Source organism: Pseudomonas sp. WC1, from assembly GCF_050586565.1.
Lineage (GTDB): Bacteria > Pseudomonadota > Gammaproteobacteria > Pseudomonadales > Pseudomonadaceae > Aquipseudomonas.
On record NZ_JBOBDQ010000006.1, the window covers coordinates 29,355 to 52,940 of the forward strand.

20 protein-coding genes and 1 pseudogene are annotated in these 23,586 nt (G+C 64.6%); 10 read left to right on the forward strand and 11 right to left on the reverse strand.

Going from position 1 to position 23,586, the window contains the following annotated elements; translation table 11 throughout:
- Nucleotides 1-180 precede the first annotated feature (180 nt).
- The 6 genes and pseudogenes from ACQ4OD_RS04155 to ACQ4OD_RS04180 form a co-directional block, all read left to right on the forward strand.
- Nucleotides 181-1,197, forward strand: coding sequence for an N-acyl amino acid synthase FeeM domain-containing protein (locus ACQ4OD_RS04155; protein ID WP_139668243.1), 1,017 nt, complete (start codon nucleotides 181-183; stop codon nucleotides 1,195-1,197).
- Nucleotides 1,198-1,219: 22 nt separating this feature from the next.
- Nucleotides 1,220-2,362 carry a cupin-like domain-containing protein gene (locus tag ACQ4OD_RS04160; RefSeq protein WP_139668245.1) on the forward strand — a complete coding sequence of 381 codons (1,143 nt, stop codon included), beginning with the start codon at nucleotides 1,220-1,222 and terminating at the stop codon, nucleotides 2,360-2,362.
- A gap of 102 nt (nucleotides 2,363-2,464) precedes the next feature.
- The gene (locus ACQ4OD_RS04165) at nucleotides 2,465-2,899 is read left to right on the forward strand and encodes an MAPEG family protein (RefSeq protein ID WP_028690310.1); all 435 of its coding nucleotides are present in this window, start codon (nucleotides 2,465-2,467) and stop codon (nucleotides 2,897-2,899) included.
- A 51-nt stretch (nucleotides 2,900-2,950) separates the two neighbouring features.
- On the forward strand, nucleotides 2,951-5,242 hold the full coding sequence (locus ACQ4OD_RS04170; RefSeq protein WP_430943928.1) for an efflux RND transporter permease subunit: 2,292 nt from the start codon (nucleotides 2,951-2,953) through the stop codon (nucleotides 5,240-5,242).
- A gap of 33 nt (nucleotides 5,243-5,275) precedes the next feature.
- Entirely contained in the window at nucleotides 5,276-5,968 is a 693-nt protein-coding gene (locus ACQ4OD_RS04175) for a glutathione S-transferase family protein (protein WP_139668248.1), read from the forward strand.
- A 184-nt stretch (nucleotides 5,969-6,152) separates the two neighbouring features.
- Nucleotides 6,153-6,770, forward strand: a pseudogene (locus ACQ4OD_RS04180) (TetR/AcrR family transcriptional regulator); the annotation flags it as partial.
- A 401-nt stretch (nucleotides 6,771-7,171) separates the two neighbouring features.
- Here ACQ4OD_RS04180 and ACQ4OD_RS04185 read toward each other — a convergent pair.
- The 9 genes from ACQ4OD_RS04185 to exaC all read right to left on the reverse strand — a co-directional run bounded on the left by ACQ4OD_RS04185 (nucleotide 7,172) and on the right by exaC (nucleotide 16,491).
- Nucleotides 7,172-7,870: a LexA family transcriptional regulator gene (locus tag ACQ4OD_RS04185; protein ID WP_430943929.1), complete on the reverse strand. Its 699-nt coding sequence runs from the start codon at nucleotides 7,868-7,870 to the stop codon at nucleotides 7,172-7,174.
- Between the two features lie 221 nt (nucleotides 7,871-8,091).
- Entirely contained in the window at nucleotides 8,092-8,619 is a 528-nt protein-coding gene (ppa, locus tag ACQ4OD_RS04190; protein WP_016484715.1) for an inorganic diphosphatase, read from the reverse strand.
- A 91-nt stretch (nucleotides 8,620-8,710) separates the two neighbouring features.
- A complete protein-coding gene (locus ACQ4OD_RS04195; RefSeq protein ID WP_139668254.1) occupies nucleotides 8,711-9,526 on the reverse strand; it encodes a zinc-dependent peptidase in 816 nt (271 codons plus the stop codon).
- A gap of 7 nt (nucleotides 9,527-9,533) precedes the next feature.
- Nucleotides 9,534-10,181 (reverse strand): DedA family protein, encoded by a 648-nt coding sequence (locus ACQ4OD_RS04200; protein ID WP_139668256.1) that lies wholly within the window; start codon nucleotides 10,179-10,181, stop codon nucleotides 9,534-9,536.
- A 267-nt stretch (nucleotides 10,182-10,448) separates the two neighbouring features.
- Nucleotides 10,449-10,907 (reverse strand): GNAT family N-acetyltransferase, encoded by a 459-nt coding sequence (locus ACQ4OD_RS04205; protein ID WP_139668258.1) that lies wholly within the window; start codon nucleotides 10,905-10,907, stop codon nucleotides 10,449-10,451.
- 107 nt (nucleotides 10,908-11,014) lie between these two features.
- Nucleotides 11,015-11,833, reverse strand: coding sequence for an ethanolamine ammonia-lyase subunit EutC (gene eutC / locus ACQ4OD_RS04210; protein WP_139668259.1), 819 nt, complete (start codon nucleotides 11,831-11,833; stop codon nucleotides 11,015-11,017).
- Nucleotides 11,834-11,841: 8 nt separating this feature from the next.
- A complete protein-coding gene (locus ACQ4OD_RS04215) occupies nucleotides 11,842-13,236 on the reverse strand; it encodes an ethanolamine ammonia-lyase subunit EutB (RefSeq protein WP_430943930.1) in 1,395 nt (464 codons plus the stop codon).
- A 49-nt stretch (nucleotides 13,237-13,285) separates the two neighbouring features.
- Complete coding sequence (gene eat, locus ACQ4OD_RS04220; protein ID WP_110703262.1) at nucleotides 13,286-14,734, reverse strand: ethanolamine permease; 1,449 nt, start codon at nucleotides 14,732-14,734, stop codon at nucleotides 13,286-13,288.
- A 236-nt stretch (nucleotides 14,735-14,970) separates the two neighbouring features.
- Nucleotides 14,971-16,491: an acetaldehyde dehydrogenase ExaC gene (gene exaC / locus ACQ4OD_RS04225; RefSeq protein ID WP_110703259.1), complete on the reverse strand. Its 1,521-nt coding sequence runs from the start codon at nucleotides 16,489-16,491 to the stop codon at nucleotides 14,971-14,973.
- A 267-nt stretch (nucleotides 16,492-16,758) separates the two neighbouring features.
- On the opposite strand from exaC, the gene ACQ4OD_RS04230 reads away from it, so the two are divergent.
- The 4 genes from ACQ4OD_RS04230 to ACQ4OD_RS04245 all read left to right on the forward strand — a co-directional run bounded on the left by ACQ4OD_RS04230 (nucleotide 16,759) and on the right by ACQ4OD_RS04245 (nucleotide 21,046).
- A complete protein-coding gene (locus tag ACQ4OD_RS04230) occupies nucleotides 16,759-18,720 on the forward strand; it encodes a sigma-54-dependent Fis family transcriptional regulator (protein WP_139668265.1) in 1,962 nt (653 codons plus the stop codon).
- A gap of 66 nt (nucleotides 18,721-18,786) precedes the next feature.
- Complete coding sequence (mpl, locus tag ACQ4OD_RS04235) at nucleotides 18,787-20,136, forward strand: UDP-N-acetylmuramate:L-alanyl-gamma-D-glutamyl-meso-diaminopimelate ligase (protein ID WP_430943931.1); 1,350 nt, start codon at nucleotides 18,787-18,789, stop codon at nucleotides 20,134-20,136.
- On the forward strand, nucleotides 20,133-20,762 hold the full coding sequence (gene ubiX, locus ACQ4OD_RS04240; RefSeq protein WP_011532009.1) for a flavin prenyltransferase UbiX: 630 nt from the start codon (nucleotides 20,133-20,135) through the stop codon (nucleotides 20,760-20,762). The genes mpl and ubiX overlap by 4 nt, the downstream gene beginning before the upstream one ends.
- Nucleotides 20,763-20,785: 23 nt before the next feature.
- Nucleotides 20,786-21,046, forward strand: coding sequence for a YceK/YidQ family lipoprotein (locus tag ACQ4OD_RS04245; RefSeq protein ID WP_372241201.1), 261 nt, complete (start codon nucleotides 20,786-20,788; stop codon nucleotides 21,044-21,046).
- Between the two features lie 108 nt (nucleotides 21,047-21,154).
- Here ACQ4OD_RS04245 and ACQ4OD_RS04250 read toward each other — a convergent pair whose 3' ends face one another.
- Complete coding sequence (locus ACQ4OD_RS04250; RefSeq protein WP_102683793.1) at nucleotides 21,155-21,799, reverse strand: oxidoreductase; 645 nt, start codon at nucleotides 21,797-21,799, stop codon at nucleotides 21,155-21,157.
- Nucleotides 21,800-21,826: 27 nt separating this feature from the next.
- Entirely contained in the window at nucleotides 21,827-23,560 is a 1,734-nt protein-coding gene (locus ACQ4OD_RS04255; protein ID WP_258599504.1) for a C13 family peptidase, read from the reverse strand.
- Nucleotides 23,561-23,586: the final 26 nt, after the last annotated feature.

Genomic DNA, 23,586 nt, shown 5'->3' on the forward strand with positions numbered 1-23,586 from the left:
CTTCGAAAGGTAGCGATAGGGATGTTCTCGTTCAATCGATAGGAAGTGAAGCTGATGAGACCTTTGTTGAGTACAGACGTAGAAAAACGATGTGTTGACGAGGCCGGGGGGACCTGGATCCTGAGCGTCGACGATGTCCGGGGCACGGCGCGGTTATGTTCGCTGAGCGAGTCGGCACTTGTGCTGGAGACGACCCTGGCAGTACGCGTGGGCCAGGTGCTGACACTGCAGGGTCGCGACGACATCGCCCGGCGCGACCTGGCCTTCGAGGCACGGGTCGTGCAGGAGGAGGCCACCGGCGCGGTCGCACGTTTGCATTGCCAGCCTTGCGATACCTGCAATGGCGGGCAATGGCCGCGCGAGGTGAAGCACCTGTGCCAGCGCCTGCGGGTCGACCAGGCAATCGCCGAGGCTGGCGAACAGGCCGGTCACCAACCACATTGTCCGGCCAGCGAGCTGCACCCCAGCGCACCGGTGTTGCTGGGGCAGGCCAAATCGATCGACGACCGCGAGGCTGCCTATCGCCTGGTCTATGGCGCCTACTTCCGCAAGGGCCTGGCAGCGCCCGCGCAGAATGGGCTGTACACCAACAGCTTCCTGCTCAACCCGCAGACCGTGACCTTCGTCGGCAAGGTGGAGGGGGAGGTGGCAATGACCCTGACCTCGATCCCCGACTCGGTGGCAGCCCTGCCGATGGACGCGGTGTTCGAGGATTGCCTGGCGCCCTTGCGCAAGCAAGGGCGCCGTCTGGTCGAGTTCGGCATGCTGGCGGTGAGCACCGAGCACTTCGGGGCGATGAACTACAGCATCCATGACCCCGAGCGCATGCTGTGCGTGTACTCGCTGTTCCGCATCGCCCTGCAACACGCCAAGTTCACTCGCGGCTGTACCGACGTGGTATTCGCCGTACCGCCCAAGCACCAGGCCTTGTACCGCTTCATGGGGGTGAGCGCGATCTCCGAGGTGCGCTACTACAGCAACTACAACACCCCGGCCGTGGCGATTCGGATCGACCTGCTGTCGCTCGAACTGCGCCCGCATGTGCGGCAGTTCCTGTTCGGCAACCCCATGGCGCAGCTCAAGGATATCGGGTTGACCGAGTGGTCCGTCCAGGCCCTGGCACGGCTGTTCGGCAGCGGTGCGGTGCAAGGTGCGCCGCAGGACGTCGCAGCGCATTTCAACAGTGAAACCCAATAAGACAACAGGGAGAGTGATAGCAATGGACAAAGTGATGAATTCCGGCAGTTTCGCCCACGTGGATTTCCCGACCATCGACCTGACCCACGACCCGAAGATCGACTGGCTGACCCGTAGCCAGTACTGGGCGGATTTCCTTCGCCGCTACTATTTCGTCGGGCGCAAGGAACACGGCCCCTATGGCTCGCAGGCGTGCATCGAGCGCACCCGGCGCATCGAGGCGCGCATCCAGGAGCAGTCCAGGGCCTACGGCGACGCTCCGACGCTGCCGGTGCCGGAGGTCGAGCTCAAGGACCTGTCGCCGGAGAACTTCCACAAGATCTACCTGGAACCTAATACCCCAGTGGTGTTCCGCGGCGCCGCCAAGGACTGGGAGTCGGTGCGCAAATGGACCCCGCAATACCTTGCCGAGCACTACGGCGATGTCAAGGTGGCAACCCGCGTGCGGGGTAACGAGCTGAACGAGAAAGCGCTTCAGTACATCGACCTGCCGATCTCCGAAGTGGTGGAGAACATCCTTGGCGGAGGTACCTACTACCCGGGCCACACCGAGGACCTGTTCAACAAGCACCCCGAGCTGCGTCAGGAGCTCGACCTGCCGACCCTGGGGCGCTACCTGAGCACCCGCGACAAGCGGATCATGTCGACGCAGATGTTCCTGTCTGCCGGAGGGGTGATTTCGGGCTGGCACTGCACCGGGGGACCAAACCTTTTCACCATGATCAGCGGCGTCAAGAAGTGGACCTTCGTGCATCCCAAGCACTCGATGTGGATGCACCCGATTACCCGCAAGGACATGTTCTACGCCGCAACCATGCTCGACTGGCGCAAGAGTCACGACGAGATCGAGGCCGACGGCTATCCGCTGTATCGCTACATTCCCAAGTACACCACCACCCTGGAGGCGGGTGACGTGCTGTTCTCGCCGCACTGGTGGTGGCACTGCGTCGAGACCCCGGTGCCTTCGCTGGCCATTGCCTCGCGGGCGATCAACAAGATGATCATGGGCAACAAGATGTTCTCGCTGATGTGGGTCACCTCGCCACGCTTCCGCCAGACCGTGATGACCGTGCTCAAGGAAGGCTGGGGCTCGGACAAGGCGACCGGCGCAAAGCTTGCGTTCGAGTTCGACACCGAGGAGTTCGTGCGGCGCGTATCGCTTTAAGCTCCAGTTGAAAAGAGCCCGGCTGTTACACTGGAGTTGCCCCGGAGGCCTGAACCGCCGGGGCATCGACCAAAACACCGGAAGTTATCTAAAGGAGTAGATATGAGCGTTGTTCTGTACAGCTACACCCTGTGTGTCCTGGTGCTGTTCGCCAAGATGTTCGCGATCTCGCTCTACCAGGGCGCATACAGGATTGGCCGTCTGACCTTCAAGAACGCCGAAGATGCCGGGTTCGTCGGCCGCCCCGCCAGTGCCGAGGAGTTGCCGCAGGTCTCCCGCGCCTCCCAGGCGTGGATGAACGACCTGGAAAACATTCCATTGTTCTTCGTGCTCGGTGGCATCTACGTGCTGCTCGAAGGACCGGCAGGGCCTGCGGTATGGCTGTTCTCGCTGTTCACCGCTGCACGCATCGTGCACACCGTGACCTACCTGGCGCGCTGGCAGCCATGGCGGACCCTGGCCTATGCCGTGGGTGTCGTCTGCCTGTTTGGTATTGCCGGGTTAATCATCGCTCAGCTGGCCGCCAGGGCCGGCTGATGCACCGACGACAATGAAAGGATCGCCATCGCGCGAGGTACACCCATGGGCATGGATGCAATCATTCGATTTCTGATCAACTGGCGCAGGTTGAATGCGCTGTGGGTGTTGATTGCCGTGCTGGCAATCGCACCCGGTGCGCTGGGACTGCGGTTCGATGCGTCAATTGACTCCTTCCTGCCTGAAGGCAACACCGAGCGCCAGCAGTACGATGCGTTCAAGCAGCGCTTCGGTGAAGACCGCATGGTGGTGATTGCCCTGCCACCCCAGGCGTTGTTCAGCGACCAGGCGATGGCCAGGCTCGAGGCGGTCACCGAGCGCTTCAAGCAGTTACCCGACGTGGCCAAGGCGACCAGCATCGCCTCGGTCAACATCATTCATGGCCAGGAGCAGGTGCTGGATATCCTGCCGGTGGCCGAGGCGCTGGCCCAGCCGACCCAGTACGATCGCCAACGGGTGCTCGACAAGCTGCGCGCCAGCCCCTTGTACCAGCGCGACCTGATCTCGCCGGACGGGCAGGTGGCGGCGATCCTCATCGAGGTCCGCTCGGCGGCTGGCGAAGGCAAGTTCGAGCGTGTCCTGGAGAGCGTGGCGCCAATCATGCAAGGCAGCGGCTTCACGCTGTACCACGTCGCCGGCGAGCCGGTGGTCGAGCAACAGGTGACCAGCGACATGTGGAAGGATCTCAAGATCTTCATCCCTCTGACTTCGCTGGTGCTGCTGGTGTTGCTGCTGGCGTTCCTGCGCAACCTGGGCGATGTCTGGGTGGTGATGGCCGTCGTGACCCTGTGCACGGTGCTGCTGCTGGGCAGCATGGGACGCCTGGGGTTGCCGATGAACGCGGTCACGGTCGGCCTGCCGTCGATCATGATGTGCGTCGCCGTGCTGGATTGCCTGCACCTGCTGGATACCCACCGGCAGGGCCTCAACGACGGCCTGCCGGTGCTCGAGGCCGCACGTCGCTCGCTGCGGCAGAACTTCGTGCCGTGTTTCCTTACCTCCTTCACCACGGCCATCGGCTTTCTCACCCTGGCCGTCAGCGAGGTGGCGCCCATACGCTCGTTCGGCGTGATCGCCGCGCTGGCGGCAATCCTTGCCTATGTGCTGTCCTACCTGGTCATGCCGTTCCTGCTCGAGTGCGCGCCGGCCAGGCGCGTGCGACGGTCCGAGCACAAGCACCATGCCAGGTGGGTGGAGCGCCTCGCGCCGTTGTATCGTTCGCCGCGCACGCTGCCGTTGCTGACGGTCGCGGTGGTGGCCTTGGCACTGCTGCCGATCGGTCGCCTGCATGTGGAAGCCTCGTTCCTCAACTTCATCGATCGGTCAGCACCGGTGAAGGTGTCCACTGACTTCGTCGAGCGTGAGCTCGGTGGCGTGTCCAATCTCGAGGTCAGCCTGCGGACCCAGGACAAGGGCGGGGTACTCGAACCCGGTGCGTTGCGCGAGATCGCCGCGCTGCAGGATTACCTCGGGCGAATCCCTGGGGTGGACAAGACCTTGTCGGTGGTCGACTTCCTGCGCGATATCCATCGCGAGATGAATGGAGGCGACCCGCGCTTCCAGGTATTGCCCGACAGTCGGGAGGCAGCCGAGCAATACGTCTTCACCTACTCGCTGGCGGGGCCGGACCACGAACTGACGCGTTTCATCGACTACGACAACCAGTCCACACGGGTGCGCGTGCGCCTGCAGCAGATGCCTCACGCCCAGCTGCAGCAGGTGCTTGACCAGGTGAACGATTACCTCGACCGGCAGCCGAGCGTGTTCGAGCACAGCCTGACATCGTACTCGGTGATGCAGTCGGCGATGGTCAGTCTGCTGCTCGACGGCATGCTGTGGAGCATCCTGTTCGCGGTCGCCTGCATGCTGGTCGCGTTTTACCTGCTCATTCGTTCGTGGAAGATCGCCGCCGTCGCAGTGCTCGTCAACATCATGCCGCTGGTGGCAGTGTTTGGTGTGATGGGGGCCCTGGGCCTGTCGATCAATGTGGGTACCTCGATGATCGGCTGCATCATGTTCGGCCTGGTGGTGGATGCAACCCTGCATTGCTTCTACCACGCGCGGCACGCCCCGGCGCATCTGTCGGCCCAGCAACTGGTGGTGGTGATCTTCGAGGACATCGGCGAAGCGCTATGGACCGGCGCGCTGGTGCTGTGTGCGGGGTTCCTCGTGCTCGGACTGGGCGAGTCCTATTTCACCCGCCTGTTCGGGTTGTTCTGCGCCTTGGCGATCTTCGTCTCGCTGTTCTGCAACGCCGTGGGCATACCCTACCTCATCCACCATTTCGCCAGGCGCACCGAACCCAGCGCCGATGTGCCCGGCATTGCGCTTTCCGAACGCTGATTCGGCCAGACGATCTGTTCGAGGAATTAACCGATGATTGACTTGTATACCTACGCTACGCCAAACGGTTGGAAGGTCTCGGTGATGCTGGAAGAGCTCGCCACGCCCTACCGGGCCATTCTGGTGGACCTTCCCGCGCGGGAGCAGGAGAGCGAAGCGTTCAGGGCGTTGAACCCCAACGGCCGCATTCCAGTGATCGTCGATCGTGAAGCAGAGGACTTTTGCGTCTTCGAGTCCGGCGCCATCCTGGTCTATCTGGCCCAGAAGCACGGCACCCTGCTGCCCGAGGAGACCAAGGCGCGTTCAACAGTGATGCAGTGGCTGATGTTCCAGATGGGCGGAGTCGGCCCGATGATGGGCCAGGCCAACGTCTTCAACCGTTACTTTCCAGAACGCATTCCAAGTGTGATCGCTCGCTATCAGGCCGAGAGCAAGCGCCTGTTGGCTGTGCTCGACAGGCGTCTGGCCGAGCACGAGTTCCTGGCCGGGGACTACAGCATCGCCGACATCGCCAACTGGTGCTGGGCCCGCGGCCACGAGTGGTCGGGTGTCGATGTGCAGGACCTGCCGAACCTGCGGCGCTGGCTGGCGGCGATCGAGCAGCGTCCCGCAGCGCAACGTGGCGTGAAGGTGCCGTTCGATATCAGTGATGTCTTCGGTGCCGGCCGCACGGCCGTGGCTGGCGAAACCTATGCACAGCAAGGGCAGCGATTGTTCGTACCCTAGGGGCTGTGCGAACGCGGTATGGGCGAGTGCAGATAGATTTCGTACAGAGCCTGAGCCTTGCCGGCTGCCTGGGTCGCCGACCGGGCCGTCATAGCCTCTGCAACACTTGACTGGCCGGCTCGCAGCAATGCGGGCTGGAGGGGCCAGTCATCTAAAAATCAAACAAGAATGGTATGGAAATCAGATGTCTAAACAAACGGTGATGGTGAGTAGATCGGGTCGTCCCAAGGATCAAGCGAAGCGCAAGGCTGTCCTTGAGGCGGCGAAGAGCCTCTTTCTGAGCAAAGGCTACGAGGGGAGCAGCATGGATGCGATCGCCGCCGAGGCGGGGGTCTCGAAGCTGACTGTGTACAACCATTACAGTGACAAGGCGACGTTGTTCTCGGCAGCCATCACGGCCAAGTGCGACGAACAGCTGCCAGAGCGGCTGTTCGAGTTTTCGCCGCATGCCAGCATCGAGTCGGTTCTGCTCAAGATCGGTGGCAAGTACCTGGACCTGATCTGCAGCAGCGAGGCGGTCGCGCTGCAACGCATCATCGTGGCGATGGCCCGCCAGGAGCCGAAGCTGGCCTGCATGTTCTACGAGGCGGGTGCACAGCACATGCTCAAGGAGATGACCAAGTTGCTGATGCGTGCTTCGCTTGCAGGCCGTCTGCGCGTCGAGGATGCGCAGACGTCGGCGAAACGCTTCTTCTGCCTGCTCAAGGGTGATGACTATTTTCGTGTATTGATTGGCCTGTGTGCACCGCTGCAGGGAGAGCACGCCGAAGCGCATGTGCGTGAGGTCGTGTCGATGTTCATGGCTTTGCATGGCGGCGCGGTACCGAGTGCCGAAGGCATGGCCGAGCGCAGTCTGGGGGGCGGGTACCGGTCGCACATGCTGTTCCGGCCGGTGTTGAGCAGCCTGCCGCAGCAGATAGCCGGCGTCGGAAGGAGCGACGTCGGGGCGAGCCACCTTGGAGAAATCGACAGGAATTAAAAAGCCGGCTTGTGGCCGGCTTCTCGGGGACGGTCTTGGCTCATTTTTGATAAGCCGCAACCGCCTTAAACGGTTGGCAACATGGCCTGAAAAAGATGGCGGACGTCTGTGTGAGGCGTCGCCAGGCCCTCTGGAATGCGGCTTGCACCATCAGGGGGCATGATGTGCCGCGTAGCATACCCGTGTGTGTGGCCCCTGCCCAGCAAAAAGTGGTGCGAGGTGTTTCAGCCTGGGCGCGCAGGGCGCAGGCACGACCACCAGAACACCCAGCCGAGGATTTCCACCTTCTGCACGCGGCGTTGATAGGCCGTGTAGCGTTCGCAGGGGTGGTTGAGGCGGTCATGGCTGTGCAGGCACAGCGTGCCGTTCTGGCCCAGGGTGAGATGGTGCACCCGCAGGCGGCCATTGTGCAGCAGTGCGTAGCATTCGCCTTCGACCACCCGGGTGAAGCTGCGGTCGACGGCTAGCAGGGTGCCCTCCGGCAGCAGGGGCAGCATGTTGTTGCCGGGCATACCGAGGCAGATGGCTTTTTCCGTCGACACCTGCAAGGCGTCCAGGGCTCGGCGGGGAACCGGCTGGTAATGCCCCGGCAGCGCCTGCAGGCTGCCCTGCTGCAGGTGATGCAGGGGCAGGTGCGCCATGCCTGTGTCCAGGCCCTGCAGCGGCGGTGGCAGTGCAATGCCCCGGGGCACGCAGCGGGCAGGTGCGAGCGGTGTCGGATGCTTCGGGCCCTCGCCACTGCGCAGCCAGCGCCTGCGCACGCAGAACAGGTCGGCGAGTTCGTCGAGCCTGGCCTGGGGCACGCCGCGTTTGAACCAGTTGTTGACGTGCTGCGGCGTGACCTTGCGTTGCGCGGCAAAGTCGGAAGGGGTCAGGTTGCACTCCAGCAGGAGGGCTTTGAGACGGTCACCGGATGTTTTCATGACGGCGAGTCTATCTCCGGTCGAACGGTGTGGAAATCAACCCGATGTCGAGGGCATTTGTAGGAAATGTGGCGGTTTGTAGGCAGGGGCTGAGGATCGGGTAGGAAGATTCGATATGGTGCCCAATTGCAGGGCCAACACGCTGCCTCAGGCCCGCTGCCGGGTGGCTGACGGCGCCCATAAAAAAACCCTGCCGGAGCAGGGCTTTCTTCGTGTCAGGTTCAGCCCTTGTAGGCTGCGACCGACTTGGTGATCGCGGCGCGGGCGGCGTCGGCGCCGTCCCAGCCTTCGATCTTGACCCACTTGCCCTTCTCGAGATCCTTGTAGTTCGCGAAGAAGTGCTCGATCTGCTGGATCAGCAGGGCAGGCAGGTCGGTGTATTCCTTCACGTCGACATACAGCTGCGACAGCTTGTCGTGAGGAACGGCGATGACCTTGGCGTCGCCGCCTCCGTCGTCGGTCATGTTCAGCACGCCAACCGGACGGGCGCGGATCACCGAGCCTGGGGCGACCGGGTACGGGGTCACGACCAGCACGTCCAGCGGATCACCGTCGTCGGCCAGGGTGTTGGGGATGAAGCCGTAGTTGGCCGGGTAGAACATCGGGGTGGCCATGAAACGGTCGACGAACAGGGTGTCGCTGTCCTTGTCGATCTCGTACTTGATCGGCGCGTGGTTGGCCGGGATCTCGATGGCGACGTAGATGTCGTTCGGCAGGTCTTTGCCGGCTGGAATCTTGCTGTAGCTCATTGGGCAATGCCCCCGTGTTTGATCAAAAAAGTGGCGGCGATTATAGGCACATTCCCACAGTGGGTGCCACGCCCGGCCTGATGTGCGGCTTTCAGCCGTGGCTGGCGCGATAGTCCGGGTGCTCGGCCTGCAGACGTGCCAGGCGGCTCAGCGGATCCTGGCGGTAGAACAGCGACAGCTGCTGGTAGACCTTCGGGTAGGCCTCATGCAGCAGGTCGGGCGCGCTGAAGAAGTATTCGCTGGTGACGGCGAAGAACTCGGCCGGGTTTTCCGCGGCGTAGGGGTCGATGGCCGTTTCGGCGTCGGGGTTGGCGTCGAGCTGGCGGTTCAGCTCGTCGTAGGCCTGCTGCATGGCTTGGGCCCAGTCCTCCACGCGCATGCCGTTGTGCAAGGGTGGCAGGCCGTTGGCATCGCCATTGAGCATGTCCAGTTTGTGCGCCAGTTCGTGGATGACCAGGTTGTAGGCCTCCCAGCCGCCGCTGCTCAGGACGCCGGGCCAGGCGAGGATCACCGGCCCCTGCTGCCAGGCTTCGCCGCTGTGCTCGGCGTCCCAGACATGCTCGACCCCGCTGCTGTCGCGGTGGCGCTGGGGGCTCTTGAAGTCGTCCGGGTAGAGGATGATCTCGTGGAAGCCCTGGTACCAGTTCAGTTCGCCCAGGTGCAGCAGCGGTAACTGGGCCTGGGCGGCGAGGAACAGGCGCTGCTCGTCGTCCAGCTCGACGCCGGGCAGGGTGGTCAGGTGCTTGTCGTGCAGGAACAGCACGCAGGCGTCACGCAACCAGCGGTCTTCTTCGTCGCTGATGCCGTCGAGCAGAGGCAGGCGATCGCGGATCACCTGCCACAGCTGTGGGTCGACCGGATAGCGGGCCAGGGTGCGCCGGCGCCGCCAGGCGCTGAACGACCACATGCCCAGGTCAGTGGGCCTTGGCCGTGCGGCCGAAGCGGCCGCGCAGCAGGCCGAGGATCATCGGCACCAGCGACAGCAGGATGATCGCCACCACCATCAGCGACAGGTGCTGCTTGATGAACGGCACGTTGCCGAAGAAGTAGCCCAGGGTCACCAGGCCGCCCACCCACAGCAGCGAGCCAGCGACGCTGAAGGCCAGGAAGCGCGGGTAGTGCATGTGGGCGATACCGGCGACGAACGGCGCGAAAGTACGCAGGATCGGCAGGAAGCGCGCCAGGGTGACGGTCTTGCCGCCATGGCGCTCGTAGAAGACGTGGGTGCGCTGCAGGTAGTCCTTGCGGAAAATCTTCGAGTTGGGGTTGCGGAACAGGCGTTCGCCCGCCGTGCGCCCGATCACGTAGTTGGTGCTGTCGCCGAGAATCGCCGCGGCCATCAGCAGGCCGGCCAGCAGCGCCGGGTCCATCCCCCCACCGGCGGCCACAGCGCCGGCGATGAACAGCAGCGAGTCACCCGGCAGGAACGGCATGACCACCAGGCCGGTCTCGCAGAAGATCACGGCGAAAAGGATGGCGTAGATCCAGGGACCGTAGTTGTTGACCAGCAGATCGAGGTAGGCATCGAGATGCAGGATGAGGTCCAGCGGGTTGAAATCCATGTACAGCACCTGTGTTCTTGACCCGCTTCCACGGGCACGCGATGACGGACAGCGCCATGGTTGGGGAGGGTTTACCGGTTGTGCCGGTAACTTTTCGCACATGACAGGAGGGGGATTATACGGCGAAGTCCAGATCGTGCCCGGAGAGTTTGTAGCGAGGGGTTACGACTGTGGGATCGCGTTCGTGTCCATGGGAGCGGGCTTGCCCCGCGCTGGGGCCATCGCGGCAATCGCGCTACAAGCCCGCTCCCACGGTACGTGGCTTGCTCAATCCTGGCTGATCGGCAGGATGTAGTTCTCGAACTCGGTGTCTTTGCGAAAGCCCATGGATTCGTAGGTCTTCTGAGCCACTTCGTTGTCGCTGCTGGTGGACACGCGCATGCGCACGGCGTTGGATTTCTTGGCCATCTTCTTGGCCTCGCGCATCAGGTTGTCTGCCACCAGCATGCGCCGCGAGTCTTCGGCGACGTAGATATCGTTGAGGATCCACACGCGCTTGAGCGACAGCGACGAGAAGCTCGGGTAGAGCTGGCAGAAGCCCATCAGGCGGTCATCGCCATCATCCGGCAGGGCCAGGTAGATGATCGACTCCTTGCGCTTGAGGCGCTTCTCAAGGAAGGCCCGCGAACTGTCCGGGTAAGGCAGTTGCCCATAGAACTCGCGGTATTTCACGAACAGCGGGGTGAGCAGGTCGAGGTGTTCCAAGGTTGCCTGGATGATGCGCATGGGCGGGCCTCTGAGTCCATTGGGAATACGGCGGATTGCCAGCAGCGTCCACTGGCATGCTGCCTAAAGCAGGCTAGAAGCGCAATCCGCCTTCGGTGACATGTTTTTTACCCTTCACCGAGCAGGAAGTTTCCGCTTTTCCCGGCAGAGTCTTCGCTGTCGATACTATGGACCTCGGCTTCGTCCTTCAGATTCACCCCCGACAGCTGGCGCCTGCAGGCCTCGCGCATCAGGTACAGCAGGCGATGAGCGGCCATGCCGTAGCTCAGGCCTTCCAGGCGCACATTGGAGATGCAGTTGCGGTAGGCGTCGGTCAGGCCGACCTTCGGCGCGTAGGTGAAGTACAGGCCCAGGCTGTCGGGTGAACTCAGGCCCGGGCGTTCGCCGATCAGCATCACCGTCATCCGCGCGCCGAGCAGTTCGCCCACTTCGTCGGCCACCGCGACCCGGCCTTGCTCCACCAGGATCACCGGGGCGCTGCTCCAGCCATCGGCGGCGGCCTGTTCCTCGAAGCGGCTCAGGAAGGGCAGGGTGTGGCGGTGCACGGCCAGCGCCGACAGGCCATCGGCCACGACGATCGCCAGGTCTACGCCGCCGGGGTTGGCCTGGGCGTGCTCGCGCAGGCACTGGGCCGAGTCCTCGTTCAGGCGCCGGCCCAGGTCCGGGCGTTGCAGATACTGGTGGCGGTCGCTGGCGGCGCTGTGCAGCAGCAGGCTGTCGCGGCCACGGTCGCCGAGCTGCTGACGCAGGCCGACGTGGTCGAACGGCAAGTGCACGGCGTCGCGGGCTTGGGCGTGGGCGAACTGGAAGTCCAGCTGGGCGCCGGTCGGCAGGCTGATACCGGTGCGCCCGAGGGCGATACGCGCGGGGGTGAGGTTGCGCAGGGCCAGCCAGGGGTTGTCGGGGGTGGGTGCGTGTCGTTCCATGCTTACCTCTAGGCCAGCTGTGCCAGGGCCTGGCGGAAGGCCGGCGGCAGGTTGTCGCCGAAGCGGATGCGGCCATCGGCCTGGGTGAAGATGCCGGTACGTTCCAGCCACGCCTCGAATTCCGGCCCGGGCTTGAGGCCCAGGGTCTGGCGGGCATAGAGCGCGTCGTGGAACGAGGTGGTCTGGTAGTTGAGCATGATGTCGTCGGAGCCGGGGATGCCCATGATGAAATTGATCCCGGCCACGCCCAGCAGGGTCAGCAGGGTGTCCATGTCGTCCTGGTCGGCCTCGGCGTGGTTGGTGTAGCAGATGTCGCAGCCCATCGGCACGCCCAGCAGCTTGCCGCAGAAGTGGTCCTCGAGGCCGGCGCGGATGATCTGCTTGCCGTTGTACAGGTACTCAGGGCCGATGAAGCCAACCACGGTGTTGACCAGGAACGGCTTGAAGTGGCGGGCCACGGCGTAGGCGCGGGTTTCGCAGGTCTGCTGGTCGACACCGTGGTGGGCGTTGGCCGACAGGGCGCTGCCTTGGCCGGTCTCGAAGTACATCAGGTTCTGCCCGACCGTGCCGCGCTTGAGTGACAGGCCGGCCTCGTAGCCTTCCTGCAGCACGTTGAGATTGATGCCGAAGCCGGCGTTGGCCGCCTCGGTGCCGGCGATGGACTGGAACACCAGGTCCAGCGGCACACCGCGGTTGATCGCCTCGATCGAGGTGGTGACGTGGGTCAGCACGCACGACTGGGTGGGGATGTCGTAACGTTGGATGATGGCGTCGAGCATTTCCAGCAGCGCGCAGATCGAGGCGATGCTGTCGGTGGCCGGGTTGATGCCGATCATCGCATCGCCGTTGCCGTACAGCAGGCCGTCGAGAATGCTCGCGGCGATACCGGCCGGCTCGTCGGTGGGGTGGTTGGGCTGCAGGCGGGTCGACAGCCGCCCGCGCAGCCCCATGGTGCCGCGGAACGCGGTGACCACGCGGATCTTCTGCGCCACCAGCACCAGGTCCTGCACGCGCATGATCTTCGACACCGCGGCGGCCATTTCCGGCGTCAAGCCAGGGGCCAGGGCCCTGAGGCTGTGTTCGTCGGCCTGGTCGCTGAGCAGCCAGTCGCGCAAGCCGCCGACGGTCAGGTGGCTGACCGTGGCGAAGGCTGCGGTGTCGTGGGTGTCGATGATCAGGCGGGTGACTTCGTCCTGTTCGTAGGGGATCAGCGCTTCGCTGAGAAAATGCTTGAGCGGGATGTTGGCCAGGGCCATCTGCGCGGCCACCCGCTCGCCGTCGTTACTGGCGGCGACGCCGGCCAGGTAGTCGCCCGAGCGTGCCGGGCTGGCCTTGGCCATCACGTCCTTGAGGCTGTCGAAGCGGTAGACCTGGTGGCCCACGGTATGCGTGAAACTTGCCATACAGAATCTCCAGGGCGCCGCAGGACTGGCCTGCGGCGCAAGTCGGCAATCAGTGCAGGGCCTCTTCGGCCTTCTGGATCGCGGCGAATTCCTCTTCCGGTGTACCGGCCACCAGGTGGTGGCGGCTGTAGAACGCAAAGTAGGCAATTAATACTGCATAGATCACCGCGGCGCCAATCACCACCCGGGGGTCGACCAGGAAACCGGCGACCACGGCGATGCAGGCCAGCACCAGGGCCACGCTTGAAGTGAAGATGCCGCCGGGGGTGCGGTACGGACGCTCCATTTTAGGGCGACGGATACGCAGGGTAATGTGCGCGGCCATCATCAGCACGTAGGACAGCGTGGCGCCGAACACCGCCACCAGGATCAGCAGGTCGCCCTGGCCGGTCAGCGACAGGGCGAAGCCGATGATCCCGGGGATCACCAGGGCCAGCACTGGGGCCTTGCTCTTGTTGGTTTCGGACAGCTTGCGTGGCAGGTAGCCCGCGCGGGAAAGGGCGAAGATCTGCCGCGAATAGGCATAGATGATCGAGAAGAAACTGGCGATCAGGCCGGCCAGGCCCACCAGGTTGACGAAGCCGCCCATCCAGGTCGAACCGCCGTAGGCCTTCGACAGCGCCTCGACCAGCGGGTTGCCCGAGGCCTTGAGGGCTTCGGAACCGGCGCCACCGGGGCCGACCACCAGGATCAACAAGGCGAAGGCCAGCAGCACCAGCATCGCGCCGATCAGGCCACGGGGCAGGTCACGCTTAGGGTTCTTGGTCTCTTCGGCGGCCAGTGGCACGCCTTCGACCGCGAGGAAGAACCAGATCGCATAGGGGATCGCCGCCCAGACCCCGACATAGCCGAACGGCAGGAAGCTGCTGGCACCGACGGCGTCGGTCTTGGCGATGTCGAACAGGTTCGCTGCATCGAAATGCGGCACCATGCCGATCAGGAATACGGCCAGGGCGATGGCGGCGACTGCGGTGATGATGAACATCAGCTTCAGCGCCTCGCCGACCCCGAAGATGTGGATGCCGATGAACACGATGTAGAAGGCCAGGTAGATCATCCAGCCGCCGATACCGAACAGCGACTGGCAGTAGGCACCGATGAACACGGCGATGGCTGCGGGCGCGATGGCGTACTCGATGAGGATCGCCGTGCCGGTGAGGAAGCCGCCCCAGGGGCCGAAGGCGCTGCGGGCGAAGCCGTAGCCGCCGCCGGCGGTGGGGATCATCGACGACAGTTCCGCCAGAGAAAAGCACATGCACAGGTACATGGTGGCCATCAGCAGGGTGGCGAGGAACATGCCGCCCCAGCCGCCTTGTGCCAGGCCGAAGTTCCAGCCGGCGTAGTCGCCGGAGATCACATAGGCCACGCCCAGGCCCACCAGCAGGACCCAGCCGGCGGCGCCTTTCTTCAGTTCACGTTGCTGGAAATAGTCCGAGCCGACCTTTTCGAAGTCGACGGAGGAGCTTGCCGGCGCGCCGGCGGAATGATCGCTTGGCATGGATTCACCTGTTTTTCTTCTTGGTGGCCGGAAGGGTTCCGGGCCGATGGTGATAGGTACTGCAGGAAGCGAGCCAGAGCAGGTGCTGCACGGCAACCGCAAATGGCCTGATAACGGTGGTTGCTTCATCGCTGGCAAGCCAGCTCCCACAGAGCAATGCGCAGTCCCTGTGGGAGCCGGCTTGTCGTGGCGACGAACCGCGGCGAAAGGGCTGCAAAGCAGCCCTAATCCACGATCTAGAAGAAGCCCAGCGGGTTGATGTCGTAGCTCACCAGCAGGTTCTTGGTCTGCTGGTAGTGGTCGAGCATCATCTTGTGGGTTTCACGGCCGACACCGGACTTCTTGTAGCCACCGAACGCGGCATGCGCCGGGTACAGGTGGTAGCAGTTGGTCCATACGCGGCCGGCCTTGATGCCGCGACCCATGCGATAGGCGCGGTTGATGTCGCGGGTCCACACGCCGGCGCCCAGGCCGAACTCGGTGTCGTTGGCAATCGCCAGGGCCTCGGCCTCGTCCTTGAAGGTGGTGACGCTGACCACTGGGCCGAAGATCTCCTCCTGGAACACGCGCATCTTGTTGTTGCCTTTGAGCAGGGTCGGCTGGATGTAGTAACCGCTGGCCAGCGCGCCTTCGAGTTGCTCCACCTTGCCGCCGGTCAGCAGCTCGGCGCCCTCTTCCTGGGCGATCTTGAGATAGGACTGGATCTTCTCGAACTGCTGCTGCGAGGCCTGGGCGCCGACCATGGTGTCGGTGTCCAGCGGGTCGCCGCGCTTGATCTGCAGCACCTTCTTCATCACCACTTCCATGAACTGCGGGTAGATCGATTCCTGCACCAGGGCACGCGAAGGGCAGGTGCACACCTCGCCCTGGTTGAAGAACGCCAGCACCATGCCTTCGGCCGCCTTGTCGATGAAGCTCGGCTCGGCCTGCATGATGTCCTCGAAGTACACGTTCGGCGACTTGCCGCCCAGTTCGACGGTGGAGGGGATGATGTTCTCGGCGGCGCATTTCATGATGTGCGCGCCGACCGGAGTGGAGCCGGTGAAGGCGATCTTGGCGATGCGCTTGCTGGTGGCCAGGGCTTCGCCCGCTTCACGGCCATAGCCTTGCACCACGTTGAGCACGCCCTTGGGCAGCAGGTCGCCGATCAGTTCCATCAGCACGCTGATGCCCAATGGGGTCTGCTCGGCGGGCTTGAGCACCACGCAGTTGCCGGCAGCGAGGGCCGGGGCGAGCTTCCAGGCGGCCATCAGCAGCGGGAAGTTCCACGGGATGATCTGCCCGACCACGCCCAGCGGCTCGTGGATGTGATAGGCCACGGTGTTTTCGTTGATCTCGGCGGCGCCGCCTTCCTGGGCGCGGATGCAGCCGGCGAAGTAGCGGAAGTGATCGACCGCCAGTGGGATGTCGGCGTTGAGGGTCTCGCGGATCGGCTTGCCGTTGTCCCAGGTTTCGGTGATGGCCAGCAACTCAAGGTTCTGTTCGATGCGGTCGGCGATGCGCAGCAGGACGTTGGAACGGTCCTGAACCGAAGTGCGGCCCCAGGCATCGGCGGCAGCGTGGGCCGCGTCGAGGGCCTTTTCGATGTCTTCGGCGGTGGAGCGGGGGAACTCGGCGATCAGCTTGCCGTTGACCGGGGAGGTGTTCTCGAAATACTGCCCCTTCACCGGCGCCACGAACTCACCACCGATGTAGTTGCCGTAGCGGCTCTTGAAGTTGACCTTCGCGCCTTCGGTGCCGGGATGTGCATAACGCATGATGTGTCTCCTGGTCTTTGTGATTGTTGCGGAGTTACCAAGCGTAGAGCAAAGGTCGGGCCAGCGCCTGGAGGCCCTTGTGTATCAATGACTTGGGTCAAGGGCGGCGCTGCTATCGAAATGACCTGTGCCAGCCTCGGCACGGCCAGGGTGACACTTTGTACCCTTTGCGACACAGGTCGTGACCGCAGGGTCGGTGCAACGTTGCAAAGCGTCCACGCCTGGAGGATGCTGACGGCACGCTCTATCTGCGGAGAACAACAAGAAATGCAGAGCAATCCGTTCAGCCGCCATGCCCAGCAAGTGCTCACGGTCGCCCAAGGCCAGACCAGCGGGCCGGGCAGCGACCCGTCCATCGCCCGCTCCTGGCTACGTTGCCTGGAGGACTACCACCTCGACCCCGCGCGGGTCCAGGCACCGGTGGTGCTCGAACACGGCCGCCTGCTGGAGAGCCGCGAGCGCCTGCGCCAGGTGCTGCAGATCGCCGACAACGAGATGAACAGCCTGCACCAGCAGTTGTCCGGTGCCGGGCACGCGGTGTTGCTGACCGATGCTCGCGGGGTGATCCTCAACTGCGTCACCGCGCCCAGCGAGCGGCGCATCTTCGAGCGTGCCGGGCTGTGGCTCGGCGCCGACTGGAGCGAGGCCCGCGAGGGCACCAACGGTATCGGTACCTGCCTGGTCGAGCGCCAAGCCCTGACCATTCACCAGGACGAGCACTTCCGTGGCCGCCATACCGGGCTGACCTGCTCGGCCAGCCCGGTATTCGACCCACACGGCGAGTTGCTGGCGGTACTCGATGTGTCGTCGGCGCGGCCCGATGTCTCGCGCCAGAGCCAGTTCCACACCATGGCGCTGGTCAACCTGTCGGCGAAGATGATCGAGAGCTGCTACTTCCTGCGCCACTTCGAGCAGCAATGGCTGCTGCGTTTCCACCTGCAGGCCGAGTCGGTCGGGCTGTTCAGCGAGGGCCTGCTGGCCTTCGATGGCGACGGGCGGATCTGCGCCGCCAACCAGAGCGCGTTGAACCTGCTGGGGACCATCCGTGGTGGAGTGCTGGGCAAGCCATTGGACAGGTTCTTCGCCTGCAGCCACGACGAATTGTTCAGCCGCGCCACGCCCCAGGGCAGCAGCGCGTGGCCGCTGTATACCCGCGACGGTCGCCAGGTATTCGCCAGCCTGCGCGGCCAGGCGCGGGCACCGGTGTGGTCGGTGCCGGTGGCCTTGCCCCAGACCGCTGCGCCGGGCATCTGCCTGCTCGATCCGGCCTTGCGCGAGGACTTTCGCCGCGCCGTGCGGGTGTTCGAACGTGACGTGCCGCTGCTGTTGCGCGGCGAAACCGGTTGCGGCAAGGAAGCTTTTGCCCAGGCGGTGCACCAGGCCAGCGCACGCCATGACAAGCCGTTCGTGGCGATCAACTGCGCATCGATTCCGGAGAGCCTGATCGAGAGCGAGCTGTTCGGCTATCGCGGCGGCAGTTTCACCGGTGCGCGCAAGGAAGGCATGCGCGGCAAGCTGCTGCAGGCCGATGGCGGCACCTTGCTGCTGGACGAGATCGGCGACATGCCGTTGGCGCTGCAGACTCGCTTGCTGCGGGTACTGGAAGAGCGCCAGGTGGTGCCGATCGGTGGTGAGCCGCAGGCGGTGGATGTGCGGATCATCAGCGCCACCCACCGTGACCTGCTGGAGCGAGTGGCGCAAGGCGGGTTCCGCGAAGACCTTTACTACCGGCTCAACGGCCTGGAGGTGGCCTTGCCGGCGTTGCGCGAACGCAGCGACAAGGTACAGCTGCTGGATTTCCTGCTGGCACAGGAGGCCGAAGGGCAGGTCATCGAAATCGAACCGAAGGCACGGCAGGCGCTGCTGGATTTTGCCTGGCCGGGGAACGTGCGGCAAATGAGGAATGTGCTGCGAACCGTGGTGGCGTTGTGCGAGGAGGGGCGAGTCGAGTATCGGGATCTCCCGCTGGTGGTGCGCAACGTGGGAGCGGCGGTGCGCCGATGCGACTTGCCCCGCGACGGCGCACGACCAGACAACACCGGTGGCACTGCCGACGCCATCGCGGGGCAAGCCCGCTCCCACGCCCTCGAAAGTGCCGAGCGCCAGGCCTTGCTCAGCGCCCTGGAGGCAAACCACTGGCACATGACCCACGTCGCCGAGCACCTGGGCATCAGCCGCAATACCTTGTATCGAAAACTGCGCAAACATGGCATAGCCAAGGCCTGCTGAGCGAAACAGCGGGTGCGATTTCCCTCGCCCTGGGCTACCCTGCCTCGACGTTTTGCGAGGTCGATAATGCATATTCATATTCTCGGTATTTGTGGCACTTTCATGGGTTCGCTGGCGGTGCTGGCCAAGGACCTTGGCCACCGCGTCACCGGCTCCGACGCCAACGTGTATCCGCCGATGAGCACCCAGCTCGAGGCCCAGGGCATCGAGCTGACCCAAGGCTACGACCCGGCCCAGCTGGAGCCAGCACCCGACCTGGTGGTGGTTGGCAACGCCATGTCGCGGGGCAACCCGGCGGTGGAGTACGTGCTGAACAAGGGCCTGCCGTACGTATCGGGCCCGCAGTGGCTGGCCGACCATGTGCTGCAGGGCCGCTGGGTACTGGCCGTGGCCGGCACCCATGGCAAGACCACCACCAGCAGCATGCTGGCCTGGGTGCTGGAACACGCCGGCATGAGCCCGGGCTTCCTGATCGGCGGCGTGCCGCAGAACTTCTCGGTGTCGGCGCGCCTGGGCGATACGCCGTTCTTCGTGGTCGAGGCCGACGAATACGACAGCGCTTTCTTCGACAAGCGCTCCAAGTTCGTGCACTACCATCCGCGTACCGCGATCCTCAACAATCTCGAGTTCGATCACGCGGACATCTTCCCCGACTTGGCGTCCATCGAGCGGCAGTTTCACCATTTGGTTCGCACCATTCCCAATGAGGGCCTGGTCATTCACCCGACCACCGAGCAGGCGCTGGAGCGCGTCATCGGCATGGGCTGCTGGACCCCGGTGCAGACCACGGGCGAGGGTGGCCAGTGGCAGGCGCGCCTGCTCAGCGCCGATGGCTCGCGCTTCGAAGTGCTGTTCGAAGGCCAGACGCAGGGCGTGGTCGATTGGGCGCTGACCGGCCAGCACAACGTCGCCAACGCCCTGGCCACCCTGGCCGCTGCCCGCCATGTCGGCGTCGCACCGGCCATGGGTATCGAAGGCCTGAGCGCATTCAAGAGCGTCAAGCGCCGTATGGAGCTGGTTGCCGAGGTTAACGGCGTGACCATCTACGACGACTTCGCCCACCACCCGACCGCCATCGCCACTACCCTCGATGGCCTGCGCAAGCGCGTAGGCGAGGCGCCGGTGATTGCGGTGATCGAGCCGCGCTCCAACTCCATGAAGCTGGGCGCGCACCGCGACGGCCTGCCGGAAAGCGTCAACGACGCCGACCAGGTGATCTGGTACGCACCGCCCAACCTGGGCTGGGACCTGGCCGGCACCGCCGCGCAGTGCAAGGTGCCGAGCGTGGTGGCCGACAGCCTCGAGGCGATCATCGAGCGCATCAAGGGCCAGGCCCGCCCGGGCACCCATGTGGTGATCATGAGCAACGGCGGCTTCGGCGGCCTGCACGGCAAGCTGGCCGAGGCGCTGAAGTGAGCGGACCGGAACGCATCACCCTGGCCATGACCGGCGCCTCCGGGGCGCAGTATGGCCTGCGCCTGCTCGATTGCCTGGTGCGCGAGGACCGCGAGGTGCATTTCCTCATCTCCAAGGCCGCGCAACTGGTGATGGCTACAGAGACCGACGTGGTGTTGCCAGCCAAGCCCCAGGCCATGCAGGCGTTCCTGACCGAGTACACCGGCGCGGCCGACGGGCAGATCCGCGTGTATGGCAAGGAGGACTGGATGTCGCCGGTGGCTTCGGGCTCCGGCGCGCCGGCGGCGATGGTGGTGGTGCCGTGTTCCACCGGCACCCTGTCGGCGATTGCCACCGGTGCCTGCAACAACCTGATCGAGCGGGCGGCCGACGTGACTCTCAAGGAACGTCGTCAGTTGATCCTGGTTCCGCGCGAGGCACCATTCTCGACCATCCACCTGGAGAACATGCTCAAGCTGTCGCAGATGGGTGCGGTGATCCTGCCGGCGGCGCCGGGCTTCTACCACCAGCCGCAGACCATCGACGACCTGGTCGACTTCGTCGTGGCACGCATCCTGAACCTGCTGAATATCCCGCAGGACATGCTGCCGCGCTGGGGCGAGCATCATCATGGGGTCGATGATTGAGGCGGCTGGTGCTGGGGCTGCTGATGCTGGCCCAGCTCGGTGGCTGCGCCACGGTGCGCACCCTGGATGCCAACAAGCCCGGGGCGCCGGTGGTGTATGCCGGGACACGGCTTGACCTGTACGTGATCAATGGCGGGTGCTGCCCAGAGGACCGGTTCGGGGCCGAGGCACCGGCCTATCCGGGGCTGGACCTGCCTGGGAGCGCGTTGCTCGATACGCTGCTGCTGCCGTTGTCGTTGCTGACAGCGGCGGGGGTGGGGTTCAACGCCACGGGCGGTCTTTGATAACCAAGGGCTGCTGCGCAGCCCAATCGCCGGCAAGCCGGCTCCCACAGGGTTACGCAATCACTTGTGGGAGCCGGCTTGCCGGCGATTGGGGCGGCTCAGGATTGACTATTTCTTCCCCAGCTTGCGCAACTCGTCCGACTCGACCACGCGAATCCCGTCCTCCTCCTCCAGCGCCAGGCGCCACAGCGCCCGGGCCAGGGTGCAAGCCTCGATGCCGCGGTACTTGCCCGGTATCAGGCGGGCGAACGGTGCGGCCATGCGCTCACCCAGCCGTGGCTCGATCCGCTCGCCCAGCAACAGTGAAGGCCGCACGATGGTCAATTGCGGCCAATCCTGCTGCTTTAGGGCTTCCTCCATCTCGCCCTTGACCCGGTTGTAGAAGATCGACGACTTCGGATCGGCGCCCAGGGCGCTGATCACCAGCAGATGGCGGGCGCCCAACTCCCGGGCGCGTTTGCTGAAGGCCACGACCATGTCCAGGTCCACAGCGCGGAAGGCCGTCTCGGAACCGGCCTGCTTTAGCGTGGTGCCCAGGCAGCAGAAGGCGATGTCGACACGGCCGGCCAGTTGCGGGAGAAACATGGCCGGGTCACCCACCGGGTTTTCCAGGTGCGGGTGCTCGGCCAGCGGGCGGCGCGTGGGCGCCAGCACGCGGCTGATGGTGGGCTCGTTGAGCAGGCGGTCGAGCAGGTGTTCACCTGTCAGACCCGTGGCACCGGCAAGCAGGACATGCTGAGGCGTCAGGTACATGGTGTCTCTCCCTCGTTACTACACAGCTTAGTGGGCACCAGGGTTTTTTGCCTGATCCCCCGAAGCTGGCTGGGCTTCATTGCGCAGGGCGTGCTCGGCTTGTTGGCGGCGCAGACGCTGCCAGTGGCTGATCACCGCCGGCGGCGCCCAGAGCTGCGGCTCAGAGGCTTCGAAACCTTCCCTTCGTTCTCGTTCGGCAACGCTTTGCCGCGCCAGTTCAAACGCCTGTTTCAGATCGTCGGTCTGGTTCAACGCCTGGGCGAACAGGGCGTCGCCGAAGTAGGTGAAGTCGGCCTCTTCCGAACAGCCGAATGACACCCGGTCAGGCCGGGCGGCGGTCATGACCAGGGTGCGGTCGTCCTTGAGCGGGGCGATGTAGCCACCGGAATAGCAGGCGGAGATGACGATCACCTTGTCGCGGTCCTTCAGCGGGGCAAGGGCGCTGGCCAGCTCGTCGGCGGACAAATCGGCCAGTTGCAGGCGTGGCTGGTCGAGCACCAGTTGGTGATCGTGGCTGCCATGGCTGGTCAGGTAGATGAACACCAGGTCCTCGGGGCCGCTGCGCTCGGCCAGGGTGCGGGCGGCGCGGGTGAGGTTCTCGCGGGTGGCCATGGGCCGATCGGCCAGGTGGTCGCGGTGGTTGACCAGGGTGACCTGGCCATGGGCGCCGAAACGCACCTTGAGCATGTTGCTGACATAGTCGGCTTCGCGCAGGAACACGCTCTGCTGGCCGTCGCCGGCCACCACCAGGCTGTACAGCTGCACCGGCGGGATCGACGCCGGCACCTTGGCCAGGGCGTCGGCCAGCAGCTTGCCCTGGTTGAGCAGGGCAAGGTCGAGCGGGTCGGGCAAAAGCTTGCCCTGGGCGTCGCGCACGCGCACGCCGTTGACCCAGGTGCCGGCTTCGCTGCGACCATCCGGGTGGGTCAGCTTGCCACGCCCGTGGTAGGCATCGTCGGCGAAACCGCCGACATACTGGCTACCGTCGGCCAGTTGCAAGGTGCCGGTGCCAGCGAAGCGCCAGTCACGGAAGCCACCCTTGTAGCGGCTGCCATCGCTGCCCAGCAGTTCGCCCTGGCCGGTCAGCGATCCGTCCTTGAAGTCGCCGATCCAGACGTCGCCTTCGGCGCTCTCGTAGCGGCCACGGCCCTCGAGGCGATTGTCCTTGAACTCGCCGATGTACTGTTCGCCGTCGGCGCTGTCGTAGGTGCCGGCACCCTGTAGTTGGCCCTCGATGAAGTGGCCGCTGAACTGGTTGCCGCTGGCATCGCTGCGTACCCCGGCACCGTTCGGCTTGCCCTTGGCGAACAGGCCCTGGTAGCGGCTGCCGTCAGCCAGCTCCAACTGCCCCGCGCCTTCGTACTGGTCGTCCTTGAACTGGCCGCGGTAGGTCTGGTCGTGTTGCTTGAGGGTGCCTTCGCCATCCCGGCGGCCATGCTTGAAGGTGCCGGCGTAGTGGCTGCCGGGCGTGGTCAGGTCGCCCAGGCCCTGGAACAGGCCTTCACTGAACTGTCCACGGTAGACCTCGCCGTTGCTGCCATGCCATTCACCTTGGCCGTGCCACTGGCCATCCTTGAAGTTGCCGGCGTACCAGCTGCCGTTGGGGTAGTCGATACGCCCCTCGCCCTGCAGCAGGCCGTTCACCACCTGGCCACGGTAGCGACCGCCATCGGGCAGGCGCGCGTCCGGCGGAGACAGGGATTCGCCTTCGCCACAGGCGGCGAGCAGCAGGATCAGGGTGAGAGGGAGCAGGGGGCGCATGGCGGCTTCCGGGGAAAACGATGCGC

What these genes read in the sequence shown, in the direction of transcription:
- ACQ4OD_RS04175 (WP_139668248.1), top strand. Translation starts at nt 5,276, where the DNA reads ATGATTGACTTGTATACCTACGCTACGCCAAACGGTTGGAAGGTCTCG.
- ACQ4OD_RS04250 (WP_102683793.1), bottom strand. Translation starts at nt 21,799, where the DNA reads ATGTACCTGACGCCTCAGCATGTCCTGCTTGCCGGTGCCACGGGTCTG.
- ACQ4OD_RS04195 (WP_139668254.1), bottom strand. Translation starts at nt 9,526, where the DNA reads ATGTGGTCGTTCAGCGCCTGGCGGCGCCGGCGCACCCTGGCCCGCTAT.
- eutC (WP_139668259.1), bottom strand. Translation starts at nt 11,833, where the DNA reads ATGGAACGACACGCACCCACCCCCGACAACCCCTGGCTGGCCCTGCGC.
- ACQ4OD_RS04160 (WP_139668245.1), top strand. Translation starts at nt 1,220, where the DNA reads ATGGACAAAGTGATGAATTCCGGCAGTTTCGCCCACGTGGATTTCCCG.
- ACQ4OD_RS04170 (WP_430943928.1), top strand. Translation starts at nt 2,951, where the DNA reads ATGGATGCAATCATTCGATTTCTGATCAACTGGCGCAGGTTGAATGCG.
- ACQ4OD_RS04245 (WP_372241201.1), top strand. Translation starts at nt 20,786, where the DNA reads ATGCTGGCCCAGCTCGGTGGCTGCGCCACGGTGCGCACCCTGGATGCC.
- ACQ4OD_RS04255 (WP_258599504.1), bottom strand. Translation starts at nt 23,560, where the DNA reads ATGCGCCCCCTGCTCCCTCTCACCCTGATCCTGCTGCTCGCCGCCTGT.
- exaC (WP_110703259.1), bottom strand. Translation starts at nt 16,491, where the DNA reads ATGCGTTATGCACATCCCGGCACCGAAGGCGCGAAGGTCAACTTCAAG.
- ppa (WP_016484715.1), bottom strand. Translation starts at nt 8,619, where the DNA reads ATGAGCTACAGCAAGATTCCAGCCGGCAAAGACCTGCCGAACGACATC.
- eat (WP_110703262.1), bottom strand. Translation starts at nt 14,734, where the DNA reads ATGCCAAGCGATCATTCCGCCGGCGCGCCGGCAAGCTCCTCCGTCGAC.
- ACQ4OD_RS04215 (WP_430943930.1), bottom strand. Translation starts at nt 13,236, where the DNA reads ATGGCAAGTTTCACGCATACCGTGGGCCACCAGGTCTACCGCTTCGAC.
- ACQ4OD_RS04200 (WP_139668256.1), bottom strand. Translation starts at nt 10,181, where the DNA reads ATGGATTTCAACCCGCTGGACCTCATCCTGCATCTCGATGCCTACCTC.
- ACQ4OD_RS04185 (WP_430943929.1), bottom strand. Translation starts at nt 7,870, where the DNA reads ATGAAAACATCCGGTGACCGTCTCAAAGCCCTCCTGCTGGAGTGCAAC.
- ACQ4OD_RS04165 (WP_028690310.1), top strand. Translation starts at nt 2,465, where the DNA reads ATGAGCGTTGTTCTGTACAGCTACACCCTGTGTGTCCTGGTGCTGTTC.
- ACQ4OD_RS04205 (WP_139668258.1), bottom strand. Translation starts at nt 10,907, where the DNA reads ATGCGCATCATCCAGGCAACCTTGGAACACCTCGACCTGCTCACCCCG.
- ACQ4OD_RS04230 (WP_139668265.1), top strand. Translation starts at nt 16,759, where the DNA reads ATGCAGAGCAATCCGTTCAGCCGCCATGCCCAGCAAGTGCTCACGGTC.
- mpl (WP_430943931.1), top strand. Translation starts at nt 18,787, where the DNA reads ATGCATATTCATATTCTCGGTATTTGTGGCACTTTCATGGGTTCGCTG.